The 15,256-nt window shown below is 46.0% G+C and carries 9 protein-coding genes; 1 reads left to right on the forward strand and 8 read right to left on the reverse strand.

What is annotated here, in order from left to right:
* Positions 1–11 precede the first annotated feature (11 nt).
* The gene (locus I2D69_RS05855; RefSeq protein ID WP_306467761.1) at positions 12–1,607 is read right to left on the reverse strand and encodes a YifB family Mg chelatase-like AAA ATPase; all 1,596 of its coding nucleotides are present in this window, start codon (positions 1,605–1,607) and stop codon (positions 12–14) included.
* Positions 1,608–1,811: 204 nt separating this feature from the next.
* Here I2D69_RS05855 and I2D69_RS05860 point away from each other — a divergent pair, with 204 nt between their 5' ends.
* Positions 1,812–2,024 (forward strand): helix-turn-helix transcriptional regulator, encoded by a 213-nt coding sequence (locus I2D69_RS05860; RefSeq protein ID WP_118579180.1) that lies wholly within the window; start codon positions 1,812–1,814, stop codon positions 2,022–2,024.
* A 122-nt stretch (positions 2,025–2,146) separates the two neighbouring features.
* Here the strand turns inward: I2D69_RS05860 and I2D69_RS05865 are convergent, their stop codons facing one another.
* The 7 genes from I2D69_RS05865 to I2D69_RS05895 form a co-directional block, all read right to left on the reverse strand.
* On the reverse strand, positions 2,147–3,082 hold the full coding sequence (locus tag I2D69_RS05865; RefSeq protein WP_347708381.1) for a YARHG domain-containing protein: 936 nt from the start codon (positions 3,080–3,082) through the stop codon (positions 2,147–2,149).
* A gap of 17 nt (positions 3,083–3,099) precedes the next feature.
* On the reverse strand, positions 3,100–4,515 hold the full coding sequence (locus I2D69_RS05870) for an amidophosphoribosyltransferase (protein WP_148462780.1): 1,416 nt from the start codon (positions 4,513–4,515) through the stop codon (positions 3,100–3,102).
* 15 nt (positions 4,516–4,530) lie between these two features.
* Positions 4,531–6,507 carry a fructose-1,6-bisphosphatase gene (locus tag I2D69_RS05875; protein WP_347708382.1) on the reverse strand — a complete coding sequence of 659 codons (1,977 nt, stop codon included), beginning with the start codon at positions 6,505–6,507 and terminating at the stop codon, positions 4,531–4,533.
* A 21-nt stretch (positions 6,508–6,528) separates the two neighbouring features.
* Positions 6,529–11,040, reverse strand: coding sequence for a PolC-type DNA polymerase III (locus I2D69_RS05880; RefSeq protein WP_195379539.1), 4,512 nt, complete (start codon positions 11,038–11,040; stop codon positions 6,529–6,531).
* A gap of 21 nt (positions 11,041–11,061) precedes the next feature.
* Positions 11,062–12,132: a flavodoxin-dependent (E)-4-hydroxy-3-methylbut-2-enyl-diphosphate synthase gene (ispG, locus tag I2D69_RS05885; RefSeq protein ID WP_173770115.1), complete on the reverse strand. Its 1,071-nt coding sequence runs from the start codon at positions 12,130–12,132 to the stop codon at positions 11,062–11,064.
* A 247-nt stretch (positions 12,133–12,379) separates the two neighbouring features.
* Entirely contained in the window at positions 12,380–13,531 is a 1,152-nt protein-coding gene (locus I2D69_RS05890) for a toxic anion resistance protein (RefSeq protein ID WP_173770116.1), read from the reverse strand.
* Between the two features lie 132 nt (positions 13,532–13,663).
* Positions 13,664–15,127 carry a 5-bromo-4-chloroindolyl phosphate hydrolysis family protein gene (locus I2D69_RS05895; RefSeq protein ID WP_173770117.1) on the reverse strand — a complete coding sequence of 488 codons (1,464 nt, stop codon included), beginning with the start codon at positions 15,125–15,127 and terminating at the stop codon, positions 13,664–13,666.
* Positions 15,128–15,256 lie beyond the last annotated feature (129 nt).

The raw sequence follows: 15,256 nt of genomic DNA on the forward strand, positions 1-15,256 counted from the left end.
AATAAATTCATTCAGCTTCTGTACTTCTTATCAAATGCTTTGTAAGTAAGGGCTTCTGCAACATGTCTTGTGTGTATCAGTTCCTCCCCTTCCATATCCGCAATCGTGCGTGAAACCTTCAAAATCCGGTGATAGGATCTTGCACTAAGTTCCATAAGCTCAAAAGCATTTTTTGCCACCTGAAGAGCATTTTCTGTCAGCACACAGTATTTCCGGATCTGCTTCCCGGACAGTTCACCGTTAAAACAGATTTTCTCATTCTGGTAGCGTTTCTGCTGTATTTTTCTGGCTTTTTCCACTCTTTTCCGGATAAGGGCAGAACTTTCTCCCGGTTTTTCTTCTGAGATCTGGGAAAAATTAACAGGCGGCACATCCGCACATAGATCGATCCGCTCCAGAAGGGGCTGGCTCAGCTTATGAAGATAATGACTCACCTCGCCAGGTGTGCACCTGCATTTGTTCATATCCGGATAATAGCCGCAGGGACAGGGGTTCATGGCTGCTACCAGAATAAATCCCGCCGGAAACACGTACGTTCCACTTGCCCTTGACAGCTGGATCTGCTTGTCCTCCAGGGGCTGTCGCAGCACTTCCAGGCTGCCTCTTGCAAATTCCGGCATTTCATCCAGAAACAGAACGCCTCTGTGAGCCAGGGTCACTTCACCGGGACCCGGGATCCTTCCGCCTCCAGCCAGAGCTGCAGACGAACTGGTATGATGCGGACTTCGAAAGGGTCTTGCCTTAATTAATGGTCTCTTTGGACTTAAAAGTCCGGCAATGCTGTAGATTTTTGTAAGCTCCAGGCTTTCCTCAAAAGTAAGAGAGGGCATAATCGTAGGTATTCTTTTGGCAAGCATGGTCTTCCCAGTGCCCGGAGGGCCGATAAACAGGATGTTGTGAAATCCGCTGACTGCAATCTCAGCAGCTCTTCTGGCACTCTCCTGACCACAGATTTCCCCGAAATCCACCAGACTCTCTTCTACCTGGTTCTCTTCTGAATTTACCTCTGAAAACTGATTTTCTTTTCCAAATGCATCCGGATCTGAGACAAGCTTCAAAACTTCTTTTATATTTTGAACTCCGACCACTTTCATATCCTTCACCAGAGCTCCTTCTGCCAGGTTTTCAAACGGAATGATACAGTACCGGCATCCCAGTTCCCTTGCCCGGATCACTCTTGGCAGCACTCCGGATACACTTCTTACCTCCCCATTCAGACTGAGTTCACCAACCACCATTACATTCCGAAGAAGCTGTGGTTCTATAAATCCCGATGCTGCCAGCACCGCTGCTGCCACAGGCAGGTCAAAACCGGCCCCCTCTTTTCGCAGATCAGCAGGTGCCAGATTCACAGTCACCTTCTTAGGCGGCAGACTGATCCCATTATTTTTTAACGCTGTGCGCACTCTGTCCTGTGCTTCTTTCACCTGGGTGCTGGGAAATCCAACCATAGTAAAACAAGGCAGACCGCTGCTTACATCAGCTTCCACCTGAACCGGGCAGACTTCCATTCCTGAAATCGCCGCTGATAAAACACTTGCAAACAATCTTATCCCTTTCTGCAGATACAGTTCTTCCCCATATGCGAACCTGCTCTGCCATTTCAATGTGTCTCTGGAATAAAAAAGAATAAAAGTAAAAAAGATATGATTAAAAGATATACAAAATTCATTATAGCCCATTTTGCTCTGAATTGCAATAGTGCATTTCGTTCTGATTTATACTTTCTGAAAGGATTCGGGGCCAGACGGTTTTCGTTATTCGTTACATTTGGTCCCTGCAGACTCTACAGAAGAAAAAGAGGTGAACCTATGAAATTTCAGAGAATTCAAGACCTTCGGACAGACGCTGATCTGTCCCAGAAGCAGATCAGTGATATCCTTCACATCAGCCAGCGTTCCTACTCCCACTACGAAACTGGCTCCAGGAACATTCCAATCGAAATGCTGATCCGCCTTGCAAATTATTATGAAACCAGCATTGACTATCTGGTTGGCCGTACTGATAATAAAAAAATGCCGTAATTGTAAAGGTACTCAGCAGGTACAAAATGAGGGGGATGCGATTTCCCCCTCATTTTGTATACCATAAATAAAGTTATTACCATTCACGCGTAACATTCCGTAAAGTTTTTTTCATATATCAGTTACTTTCCTTCACTTCGAAGCTTCCCTTCCGTATCTGCAATTTTCTGAATATTTGCGACTTCATATTCATTAAATACAGAAGTATCTGCATCAAAGGTCTCCGGCTCCACAGTTCCCTTATACCAGGATTTACTGTTAAAATAATCCGCAATTCTCTGTGTCACAAATTTCCTGCCATGTCGGGCGTAAATCTCATTTTTCGCCAGTTCCAGCTGGTCAGATGAATAGCCCGACAAATCCTCATCTGTAAGATATCGGCTGTTGCTGTCCGGGAATATATAATCCTGGGAAGAGAGATCCGTTTTATCTGTATTATCAGCCGGAGTCACTGAAGGTGCCTGTGTCACTGAAGCGGCTTTCTCCCTTGTAAGGACCCCATCTACCTTTGGTGTCACCCCGGCACCCTCTGCAGGGGAAGCTGTATTTAGGCGCAGATAAAGTCTGCCCTGATCAAAGGTCATATTTCCACGCACCTGGTTTCCCCAGGAATCTGTAAAGGAAAGCTTTGCTGCATTTCCAGCCACTTTTGCAGTGTCCGAAGCTTCCGAAACCTTAGTGCCGGCATTGCCACCAGCCTGAGAAAAAGTAAAAGTAACAGACTTCAGGGTAAGGTCGTCTATAGACAGTGTCACCAGTCCATCCTTACTGTACCAGGTTCCCATATAATCATTTGCCACGAACGCCGGTGCCCGGGTGATCACAGGAGTCGGTGTCACTGTGGCCGTAGGCTCCGGTGTGGGCGTGGCTGTAGCCGCTGGAGTCGGTGTCACTGTGGGCACCCTTTCCAAAGCCTCAATAGCAGCCTTCTTCTGCTGCTCCTTCTGAATCTTTTTCTTATGTTCGGCAAACAGAAGCCCCGCTGCTCCAATCATGATAAATATGGCGATCAAGGCAAACAGCGTTGCTTTTAGTACATCTTTGTTGTGCTTTTTCACAGGCAGTCACCTCCTGTTTATTCCTGTCCGTTCCAGCAATAAGTGCAAAGCTTGCACGGTTCAATATCAATTGACTTCTTCAGATCATCCAGACGATGATATTTCAGGGATGTAAAATTCAGTTCCTTGCGGATTTCTTCCAGCATTTCTTTGTAGTTTGTAGAATCCGGATTTGCATAATCCTGCAAAATCCTGTCTGATACATTGTCCCCTTCACGTTTCGCAATGATCCTTCTTGTGATCAGATCCATCTCTGACTTAGAGCGTGAGAAATTCAGGTACTTACATCCATATAAAAGCGGCGGGCAGGCAGGTCTGATATGAACCTCCTTAGCACCATTGTTATAGAGGAATTCTGTTGTCTCACGAAGCTGGGTACCTCTTACGATAGAGTCGTCAATCATAAGGAGGCTTTTATCTTTGATCAGTTTATGTACTGGGATCAGTTTCATTCTGGCGATAAGATTTCGCTGGCTCTGCTGAGTCGGCATAAAAGATCTTGGCCATGTGGGCGTATATTTAATAAACGGACGGGCAAACGGCACACCAGAGCGGTTAGCATAGCCGATGGCATGTGCAATACCGGAATCCGGTACTCCTGCAACCAGATCCGGATTCACTTCTCCGGCATCTCTTCCTGCCAGAATATCGCCGCATTTGTAACGCATTTCCTCTACATTTACCCCCTCATAAGTGGAGGTTGGATATCCATAATATACCCAGAGGAAAGAACAGATTCGCATCTTGTCTCCTGGCTTCTGCAGAACCTGGGCTCCCTCCGGGGTAATAAAATCAATCTCTCCAGGTCCCAGCTCTTTCAGGTCTTCATAGCCAAGATTAATGTAGGCATGACTTTCAAAAGAAGCACAGCATGCATCTTCCTTCTTGCCGATTACAAGAGGAGTTCTTCCATAACGGTCGCGTGCTGCGTAAATGCCCTCCCCTGTCATAAGAAGAAGGGTCATAGAGCCCTCGATCATCTCCTGTGCATAGCGGATTCCCTCAACAATACTGTCCTTCTGATTGATCAGCGCTGCCGTTACCTCTGTAGGATTCACACTGCCACCGCTCATCTCCAGAAAATGGGTATGCCCGTCTTTGAAGCATTTCTCTACCAAAGCTTCTATATTATTGATCTTGCCTACTGTTGTAATTGCAAAATTTCCCAGATGGGAACGCACCAGAAGAGGCTGCGGTTCATTGTCAGAAATACAGCCTATTCCAAGATTGCCTTCCATCTCTGCCACATCCTTGTCAAATTTGGTACGGAACGGTGAGTTCTCAATATTATGGATCACGCGGTTAAATCCACTGCTCCTGCTATAAACGGTCATTCCGCCCCTTCTTGTACCCAGATGGGAGTGATAATCAATTCCAAAAAAAAGATCCATTACACAATCAGACTTTGACGCAACACCAAAAATTCCACCCATTTTTCCTTAGTCTCCTTATTTTTTCTCCTTTATAACGCCTTTTCTGTAGGCATCCAAAAGCTGTTTCAGCTCCTGAATTCGTTCTTTCAGTGCCTTACCGTTATCCGTATCTCCCACAAGGGCACGCCTTGGATTATAGCGGACAGCCACACGGTTGGACACAATGTCCCTCTCTGTTTCCACTGCATCTTCCGCCGAAGTAAAAGGCTCATGGGCAGTCAGGCTCAGACCATAGGAACTGTAAACAAGAGTATATCCGGCAATACCGGTCACATTCCGGTATGCCTCACAAAAACCACCGTCAATTACGATCACCTTGCCATCACATTTCACCGGATTCTCTCCCTCCAGCTGATGAACAGGCACGTGACCATTGATAATATGCCCCTCATCCGGATCCAGCCCGAATTCTTCCAGCATACGATTTACTACCTCTTCTTTTTCCCAGAGGTGATAGTAGGCATTCTTTTTCTCTTTGTGTGTCTCTTTATCTGCGATAAAATAACGCTCGAAGGTAGTCATTTTATCTTTTCCATAAAGGGGAGAATTAGGCCCGGCCCAGATATACCACAGAATATCCTGGCTTGCTTTCTTCTCCTTCTCATCTACGGTAAAAAAAGCTTTTCTTACGTAGGCTTCCAGTTTATCATAAAGTGCCTTGCCTTTACAAGTCTCACCGTAAATCTCAACCTCTTTCAGAGTTCCATCTTCGTTCAGCGGAATACTTCCATGGAAAAGAAGGTTCCCGTTATAGGTCTTATAAAGGCCGCCTTTATCCAGAAGCAGCTGCATGTGGTTCTGAAGCTTCTCGCAGTTTCGAAATGCTGAGCTCAGGCGCTCCACTACTTCTTTTTCCCCATCTGTCAGCTCATAAGGATGTCCCCAGTCAATGGTTGGAAAATGGGTGTCCAGAAGATTATGCACACTTCCATCCGGCAGCTGCACAGTGCCCTTCTCCGGATCAATCCCCTCCATAACGCATCGATTCTCCATATGAAAATCCGGATGTTCTTTCGCCAGTACCCCTTCCAGCTTAAACTGGATAATGGAAATGGCTTTGTGCATTTTCCTGCTCAGCTCTTTCTCAAGAGCATTGTAATTGGAAGGATTGCCATGTACTTCAAATACCTGGCAGGGATCATCCCCGTAAATCTCCATGGCAAAAGCAGCAAGAGGCATCATATTGATTCCATAACCATCCTCCAGAATATCCAGATTGCCGTAACGGATACTGTTACGGATCACTGTGGCCATACAGGCAGCCTGTCCTACAGCGGCGCCCATCCATACCACATCATGGTTTCCCCACTGAATATCCAGAGAATGATAATCCATCAGTCTGTCCATAATAAAATGAGGACCGGGACCTCTGTCATATATATCTCCAAGCACATGAAGGTGGTCTACAACCAGTCTCTGGATCAGTTCAGCAAGAGCGATAATGAAGTTCTCTGCCCTGCCGATATCTATAATGGTATCCACAATGGAATCGTAATAAGCCTCTTTATCCAGAACTTCTGCTTTCTCCGTGATCAGCTCTTCGATCACATATGCATAATCCGAAGGCAATGCCTTACGAACCTTGGATCTGGTATATTTGGAGGCAGTTGTCTTGCACACTTCAATAAGACGGTACAGGGTGATCTTGTACCAGTTCTGCATATCAGACTCTTTTTTCTTCACATAGGCAATTTTTTCCTTCGGGTAATACACGAGAGTTGCCAGGGAACGCTTGTCACTGTTGCTTAAGGTATGTCCAAATACATCATCTATCTTCTTTCGCACAGCTCCCGAACCGTTTCGAAGCACATGGGAAAAAGCTTCGTACTCTCCGTGGATATCGGAAAGAAAATGCTCGGTGCCTTTTGGAAGATTGAGAATGGACTGAAGGTTGATGATCTCTGTAGAAGCCTTCCCGATAGTGGGGTAGAGCTCCGCCAGACGTTGTAGGTAGCGCAGTTCTTCTGTTTTCATGGAACCTCCTAAATTCATATTACTCTTATTTAACCAGCGTTAGAAATCAAACAATGAAATCTGATTGGACTGTGGAATATCTCCAAATAATCCAAGTTTATCCATCAAATCAATTACGGTCTTGCTGACCTTGGTCCTGTCACGGAAATCATCCTTGGAAAGAAATCTTCCCTGTACAGCAGCATCCACTACAGCATCTGCCGCCTTATCTCCAAGACCTTCTATAGAATCAATGGACGGCATCAGTTTTCCTTCTATGATCTGGAAACGATGTGCCTTCGCCCGGTAAATATCAATGGGCATAAAATCATAACCTCTTGCATACATTTCCTGGACAATACGCATATCTTTCAGGGTATCCTGCTCTTTTTTGGATGCAGCGTCCCCTTTCTTGCGTATCTCTGCCATATAAAACTCCAGCTTTTCTTTTCCCATACACATCAGTTCATAGGAAAAAGCTGTGGCACGGATACTGAAATATGCACCGTAATAAGCCAGCGGCTGGAATACCTTGAACCAGGCGATTCTGTATGCCATCATAACGTAAGCTGCCGCATGGGCTTTCGGGAACATGTATTTGATTTTTTTGCAGGACCAGATGTACCAGTCCGGAACGCCGTGTTCTTTCATAGTGGTGATCCACTCATCTCGGAGACCTTTTCCTTTACGGACGCTCTCCATAATAGTAAAGGCAAGACCACTTTCCACACCCTGACCGATCAGGTAGATCATAATATCATCTCGGGTACAGATTGCCGTGGAAATAGTAGCTTTTCCCTCTTCGATCAGTGTCTGCGCATTTCCCAGCCATACATCCGTACCGTGGGAAAGTCCGGCAATACGGACCAGATCAGAAAAATATTTCGGCTTGGTATCCACAAGCATCTGCATGGCAAAATCAGTACCAAACTCTGGAATTCCCAGACAGCCAAGCTTGCAGCCGCCGATATCCTTCGGATCAATTCCAAGAGCTTCTGTACTGGCAAAAAGTGACATAACCGCCTTGTCATCAAGAGGAACCTCTCTTGCATTCAGGTCTGTCATATCCTCAAGGGTACGGATCATGGTGGGATCATCGTGTCCCAGAATATCCAGCTTCAGCAGGTTTCCATCAATGGAATGGTAGTCAAAATGGGTGGTGATAAATCCACTGCTGGAATCGTTCGCCGGGTACTGGACCGGGGTAAATTTCTCTATTTCCTCTCCCATTGGGAGTACAATAATTCCGCCAGGATGCTGACCGGTGCTTCGCCGGATACCGGTACACCCCTGTACAATACGGTTGATCTCGCAGGAACGCTTGTGCTGCCCCCGCTCTTCAAAATAGTTCTTTACATATCCGAATGCGGTCTTATCCGCAAGGGTACCGATGGTTCCCGCCTTGAAGGTCTGACCTTTTCCAAATATAACCTCTGTATAATGATGGGCATTGGACTGATACTCTCCTGAGAAGTTCAGGTCGATATCAGGCTCCTTGTCTCCTTTGAATCCAAGGAAGGTCTCAAAAGGAATGTCAAAACCCTGTTTAGTCATCCTGGTTCCGCACTTTGGACAGATCCTGTCTGGCATATCGCATCCTGCCATGCCGGAAAATGCCTTGATCTCCGGAGAATCAAAGTCACTGTACTTACACTCCGGATTGGGGCACAGATAATGGGGCGGCAGAGGATTTACCTCTGTAATACCAGACATGGTAGCCGCTAAGGAAGAACCTACAGACCCTCTGGAGCCCACCAGATAACCATCTGCATTGGACTTCCACACCAGCTTCTGGGCAATGATATACATCACCGCATATCCATTGGAGATAATGGAATTCAGCTCTTTATCCAGACGGTCTTCCACGATCTTGGGAAGCACTTCACCGTACATTTCATGAGCTTTCTGGAAGCACATATCCTTTAAGTCCTGGTCAGAATTCTCAATAACCGGCGGATATTTATCCGGATGGATCGGTGACATTTTCTCTATCATATCCGCAATCTTCACTGTATTTGTAATTACCACTTCCTCTGCCTTCTCACTTCCCAGATAAGAAAACTCCTCCAGCATTTCCTCAGTAGTGCGAAGATAAAGAGGTGCCTGATTGTCAGCATCCTTGAAGCCGCTTCCAGCCATGATAATACGGCGGTAGATTTCGTCCTGGGGATCCATAAAGTGAACGTCACAGGTAGCAACAACCGGCTTGTTAAACTGTTCACCAAGCTTTACAATCTTTTTGTTGATCTCAATCAGATCCTCTTTCGAATGAATCGTGTCATTCTTTTCATCCTCCACCATGAACATGTTGTTCCCAAGGGGCTGGATTTCCAGATAATCATAAAAGCTTACCAGTCTTGCGATTTCCTGCTCCGGTGCATTGCGCAAAAGAGCCTGGTAAAGCTCACCAGCCTCGCAGGCACTTCCAATAAGAAGTCCCTCCCGATGTGCCTCAAACACGCTCTTTGGCACACGGGGTCTGTGGTTAAAATACTTGATATGAGACTTGCTTACCAGCTTGTACAGATTGATACGGCCGGTCTCATTTCGCATGAAAATAACGGCATGGTAAGTGGGCAGCTTCTTAATGGTGTCCGAGGAAACCTTTCCCTGCTCATTCAGCTTGTCTACATCCATAATATCTCTTTCCCTGCACATTTCCACAAATTTCTCGAAAATACATGCCGTACACTCTGCGTCATCAACCGCACGATGGTGATGATCCAGGGAAACGCCAACTGCCTTGGCAACGGTATCCAGCTTAAAACGGTTCAGCGCAGGCAGCAGGAATCGTGCCATACCTACCGTATCCACATAGGTGAAATCATTTGGGATTCCCATGCGGTTACAATTCTCTATAATAAAACTCATATCGAAATCTGCGTTGTGGGCTACCATTGTAGCTCCTTCACAAAATTTCAGAAATTCCGGTAAAATTTCTTCAATTGGACGGGCATCCATAACCATGCTGTCATTAATACTGGTCAGCTGCTCAATTCGAAATGGAATTGGAACCTGAGGATTGACAAATGTGGAAAAACGATCTGTGATTTTTCCATTTTCCACCAATACAGCACCAATTTCAATGATCTTGCAGGTAAGTGGGGAAAATCCTGTGGTCTCAATATCGAAAACCACGAATCTGCCGTCCAGGGACTGTTTTTTCGGGTTGGTGACCATACCCTTTAAGTCGTCTACCAGATAGGCCTCCATACCGTAAAGCACCTTAAAATCAGAATCCTTTGGCACGCAGCCTCCCCACGCATCAAAGCAATGGTTTGCCTCCGGGAAAGCCTGCACCACGCCATGATCTGTGATGGCAATGGCAGGATGCCCCCACTCGTAGGCACGTTTCACCAGCGCTTTTGCCTCGGTTACACCATCCATATCGCTCATTTTCGTATGACAGTGAAGCTCAACACGCTTCTGAGGGCTGGTGTCCACTCTGGAGCTGCGGAAATCGGAGATTTTCTTAATTCCGGAGATGGAACCTATGGTAAGCTCACCATCGAAACGGTCAATAGAAGTAACACCTTTGATTTTCAGGAAGGCACCTTTTTTCACATGTTCTTTGATCTCCGGCACCTGCTCATTGCGCAGGAACATTTTTACTGTGATGGAATCTGTGAAGTCTGTAACCGGGAAAATCAGTATGGTCTTCTCATTTCGAATCTCTCTCGCTTCCACATCCATAACCTGGCAGCGGATGATAACCTCTCCCATTTCCTGCACAATATTTTCCAATGGAATAGGCTCGTCCTCGAAATCCCTTCCATAAATAACATCCGGATTTGGATCCTTGCGGAAGCCGCCACGGAAATCGCCCCATTTGCCTTTCTTTTCGAATGGCTTTTTCTCGAAAGGCTTCTTTTCACTGGCTGCCTCTGCTTTCTTCTCCGGTCTGGCAGCGGCTGTCTTGCCGGCTGCTGCCTCTTTTCCTGTTTTTTCCTCAGCTGCAGAAGCTGGTGCTGCGCTCTCTTCTTCTGTGGAAAGTCTGGCATGCTTCAGCACATTGGCTACTTCCTGACGGATCTGGATAGCTGCATTTTTGCGGTACCTGCTCTCCTCCGTCTGCACATAATCCAGCGAAACTTTCAGGTCCATTCCACAACGCTCGCAGAATACTTTGTGAAGATATTCAATAAGTATCTCACTTTTCTGTCTGGAAATCACAGAATCCGGAAGTACCATATTCAGGCAGTCATCTTCTGGAAATGTGATCTGTGCCTGCTTGAACAGATTGTATTCCAGCATGTTGTAATTGCGAAGCTCCAGTTCCATGCTGGAGCGATAGGTATCCAGGAAATTCTTTGGCGTGTACTGTCTGGACAGATGGAACTTCTCGATTACCTTCACACTCACTTCAAGACCTGGAAAGCACTGTCTCTGAATCTGCTCTTCCAGGCTGAAAATATGCTTTTTGTGGATCCAGCGGTCGCTTTTCAGGTAAACCCGGACACAGGTTTTGGCAGAGTTGCAGGCAACCTTGGTGACGATCACCTCTTCCAGAAGTTCACTTAATTCCTGTTTTAATTTTAAGTTTGGAAATACGTCAAAAAATTCTTTTTCCATTTATAGAATATACACCTTCTGTCATTTCTGTGTCTTATTGCTATCCCAGTTCATCAATTCTTCTCTCAAGGTATCCAACAGCTGGTCTTCCGGCACTTTCTTTACAATCTCACCACCTTTGATCAGAAGACCTACACCTACGCCGCCTGCAATTCCGATATCGGCTTCTTTCGCCTCTCCCGGGCCGTTTACCACACAGCCCATAACAGCTACTTTAATGTCAAGAGGGATATCCTGCACCATAGTTTCTACTTTATTTGCAAGACCGATCAGATCGATCTGGGTGCGCCCGCAGGTTGGACAGGATACTACTTCCACGCCGCCTTTGCGAAGTCCAAGGGTTTTCAGGATACGTCTGGCAGATTTTACCTCTTCCAGAGGGGCGCCAGTCAGGGAAACGCGGATCGTGTCACCGATTCCCTGGTATAAAATAATGCCAAGTCCTATGGCAGATTTGATATTTCCGGAATAAAGGGTTCCTGCCTCTGTAATTCCCACATGGAGAGGATAACTGGTCTGTTCCGCAATCAGTTCGTGAGCCCTGGCACACATCATAACATCAGAAGATTTGATGCTGATCACCAGATTGTCGTAGCCAAGCTCTTCGATAATGTGCACCTTGTCAAGGGCACTTTCTACCAGACCTTCTGCGGTAACACCGTGATATTTCTCCACCAGCTCTTTCTCAAGGGAACCGCTGTTTACCCCAACACGGATGGGAATATTCCGCTCCTTCGCCACATCTACAACTGCCTTGATACGCTCTGTGCTTCCAATATTTCCGGGATTGATACGGATCTTGTCGGCACCGTTCTCCATAGCCGCAATCGCAAGACGATAATCAAAATGAATATCTGCCACCAGAGGAATGTGGATTTGTTTTTTGATCTCTTTCAGAGCCTTTGCCGCTTCCATAGTCGGCACTGCACAGCGGATAATATCGCAGCCGGCAGCCTCCAGGGCAAGAATCTGCTCTACGGTTGCCTGTACATTCTCTGTTTTTGTATTGGTCATGGACTGGATCAGGATGGGATTTCCGCCTCCAATCTTCTTATTTCCTATCTGAATTACTTTGGTATGGTCTCTGTACATACGAAATTCCTCCATATATTATGAACATGGTATTTTTTGCGGTTCACTTTTACACCGCAGGCGCTTATCAAATGTTTCTATACTAAAGGGCACAAAAGGGATGTCTCTGACACCCCTGCTGTACAGTTATTTTCACAGCATTCTGCGTGATTTCGCGCCGCAATTCTCGGGTTTTCCATGAACTTTGTTCACAAAAAACGCCTCGCGGAACGTTACCAGTAAACAGTAACCCTGTTTTCTTTGCAATTTAATGCTGGATTTCCAACAATTTATTCTTCAAATCTTCTTCCATCTTGCGCATTTCCAGTTCTGCCTGGGCTCTCTTGGCACGACCCTCTTTCTGAATATTCATGACATCATCCAAAGTGGCGATCAGCTCCTGATTGGTCTGCTTCAGAGTCTCAATATCCACGATTCCACGCTCAGATTCCTTAGCAGTTTCTGTAGATGCAAGGTGAAGTGCCTCTGCATTTTTCTTCAAAAGCTCATTTGTCAGGTCTGTTACCTGGCGCTGGGCCTGGGCTGCTTCTGTGGAATGGGCAATTCCAAGTGCCAGCACCATCTGGCTCTTCCAAAGTGGAATGGTATTTACAATGGTTGTCTGGATTTTTTCTACCATAAGGGTGTCATTGTTCTGCACCAGACGAATCTGCGGTGCTGTCTGCAAGGAAATGGTTCTGGTCAGTTCCAGATCATGCAGTTTCTTCTCGAAACGATTGCACTTGCTGTCCAGATCCTTGGCTTCCTGAGCCTCCTCCGGAAGTCCGCTGACTGCTGCTTTTGCCTCCAGATCTTTTAATTTTCCCTCCCGTACTTCCTGCAGCTTCTGTTTTCCTGCAAGGATGTACATGGTCAGTTCTTTATAATAGTTCAGGTTCTGGGCATACATTTTTTCCAGAACTGCGGAATCCTTCATGAGACGCATCTGGTGATCCTGAAGGGAGGTAGTGATCTTCTGCACATTTACCTCAGCCTTGGCGTAGCGGTTCTTCATATTTTCAATCTTGCTGCCCTGTTTCTTGAAAAAGCCAAGGAAACCTTTCTCCTCCTCAGCAGCATCAAAATCGCGAAGCTCGCCTACCACCTGGGTGATCAGATCTCCTACTTCTCCCAGATCCTGTGTACGTACATTTTCAAGGGCAGCATCGGAAAAATCAGCCATTTTCTTCTGGGTTCCGGCGCCGTACTGGAGGATCTGGTTTGTATTCTCAATGTCAATCTTCTTGGCAAAGCTGTCTACCATCTGCTGCTCTTCCGGGGAAAGAACGGTCTGTTCCATTTCCTTTTTCACAGCTTCGGCTTCCGGCTCTGCTGCAACCTCTGCCTTTGACTCTCCCAAATCCGGTTCTAATGTAAGTGTAGGTGCGTTATCTTCAAAACCTGTAAATTCGTTTCCCATAGCATCCTCCTTGTGTATAGGTCTGCCCATATTTATCAGCAGACTTCAGTTTGGCATTTTCGTTATTTTTATAACAGGCTCTAGCCCCGCTGCAAATCTTATCTTTTCATATACTTAACATTCCGCACACTGCTAGAGCCTGTTTTTTTCAGCCTCTTTTCTCATACGGGTAAGCTCATCCTCAGTCAGCCCTTCCTGTGCCAAAACTGTGTTCAGAACAGAAATATCACTGGATACATCCATAGCCGTATCTTCAAATATGGAGTCCAGAAGCTTCTCAAAAGCCACATTCAGCGTATCAATAGTCTCTTCGATTTCTTTCTTGGAAGAAGTAATATTCTCTCCCTGAACCGGCTGGCTGTCCATTTCTTCATATGCATTCAAAAGCTTCACAGTCATGGGAAGATAATAATCCATAAGGCGGTTCAAATCCGGAATAATCTCCGGATGAGCCTTGGCGCGTTCGAAAATCTTCGCTATGATCAGCTCCATACGGGAGATTTTTCTGGAAATCTCTTCTCCTGGAATGGCATCATTGCTACGGTGGATTTTATCAAGAAAGTCATTTCCCTTATCCAGAACCTGCCGGACTTCCGGGGAAAGTCTGATTCTTTCCGCAGCATCCCGTTCTGCTTCCACACACGCCCGGGCATCTGCCTGTTCATGCTGGTTAAATTTCTGCCTTTCTTTTTCCTCTGCCTGCTGACGAAGCGCTGCCTCCTGGCGTGCACGCTCTTCGGCCTGCTGATGCTCTCTTTCTTCCAGCTGCGTCTGAGTGCTTACATATTGGTCAAAAGTCTCATTGCTTGTGATCAGACAGGTTTCCTGTTTATCAACATGTCCCTGCAGGAACCAGCCTTTGCTTATCATACGTTTGATATCTCTTTTTACAAATTTCACCGGCTTGCCGACTGCCTGTGCCAGCTGCTGGAAATTGCAGTAGGTGTGAGTGCCCAGAGCCTTGATATACTTGTTTCGGCGGCTTAAGCTGGTAAGACTGCTGCAGCCCTGGCCAAGAAGGGTTCCACCACTGGCGGTAATTGCAGCCAAAACTCCCGCTCCAACCCAAAAGCCACCGCCCTTAAGTATTGCAACGCCTCCTACAATTAATGTTAAAATTCCAAATACTCCAGTAAGAATCCCACCAAACACAGTCTTCAGAATTCCCTTAACCTTGATTCCATTCGTCGGTAAATACAATGCCAGCTCCGTATTCTGGTGATTGGTATCCTGCCTGCCTGTACCATTTCTCTGGAAATTTCCATTACGCGAATCATTCCCTTTCGCACCAGCATATCCTTGGTAACCCGTTCCATGACCATCCCCGGTACTCCGGTTTTTCTTTCCATCCTTCTGAAAATCCCAGGACCGATTCTCTCTGTAATCATAAGAACTGCCGCTGCGGTAATTGGTATATTTCCCACTGCCCACAGTATTATTAAGCGCATCCCGAAGGGCATCACTTCCATTATCAATAGCCTTATTCAGCGCCTGATTAATACTCTGGCTCAGTTTCTGGTAATTTTTTTCATTTACTGCACTGTCAATGATGCTCTGGATCTTATCTCCAAGTTCATCAAATTCGTTATATCCCATCTTTTCCTCCGGATATTTTATTTCACAACGCTTGTTTTATCATTATACAAAAATCCCCCTCAAAAAACAAGACACCATAAAATATAAACACATTATACTTTTTGTAACCTTTTTCACAGGAAAATCACT

It is taken from the genome of Ruminococcus sp. D54t1_190329_F1 (genome assembly GCF_015551645.1).
GTDB lineage: Bacteria > Bacillota > Clostridia > Lachnospirales > Lachnospiraceae > Blautia_A > Blautia_A faecis.

Excerpts from the sequence above, each read along its gene's own strand:
- I2D69_RS05875 (WP_347708382.1), bottom strand. The coding sequence starts at position 6,507 with ATGAATTTAGGAGGTTCCATGAAAACAGAAGAACTGCGCTACCTACAA.
- I2D69_RS05890 (WP_173770116.1), bottom strand. The coding sequence starts at position 13,531 with ATGGGAAACGAATTTACAGGTTTTGAAGATAACGCACCTACACTTACA.
- I2D69_RS05870 (WP_148462780.1), bottom strand. The coding sequence starts at position 4,515 with ATGGGTGGAATTTTTGGTGTTGCGTCAAAGTCTGATTGTGTAATGGAT.
- I2D69_RS05860 (WP_118579180.1), top strand. The coding sequence starts at position 1,812 with ATGAAATTTCAGAGAATTCAAGACCTTCGGACAGACGCTGATCTGTCC.
- ispG (WP_173770115.1), bottom strand. The coding sequence starts at position 12,132 with ATGTACAGAGACCATACCAAAGTAATTCAGATAGGAAATAAGAAGATT.
- I2D69_RS05895 (WP_173770117.1), bottom strand. The coding sequence starts at position 15,127 with ATGGGATATAACGAATTTGATGAACTTGGAGATAAGATCCAGAGCATC.
- I2D69_RS05880 (WP_195379539.1), bottom strand. The coding sequence starts at position 11,040 with ATGGAAAAAGAATTTTTTGACGTATTTCCAAACTTAAAATTAAAACAG.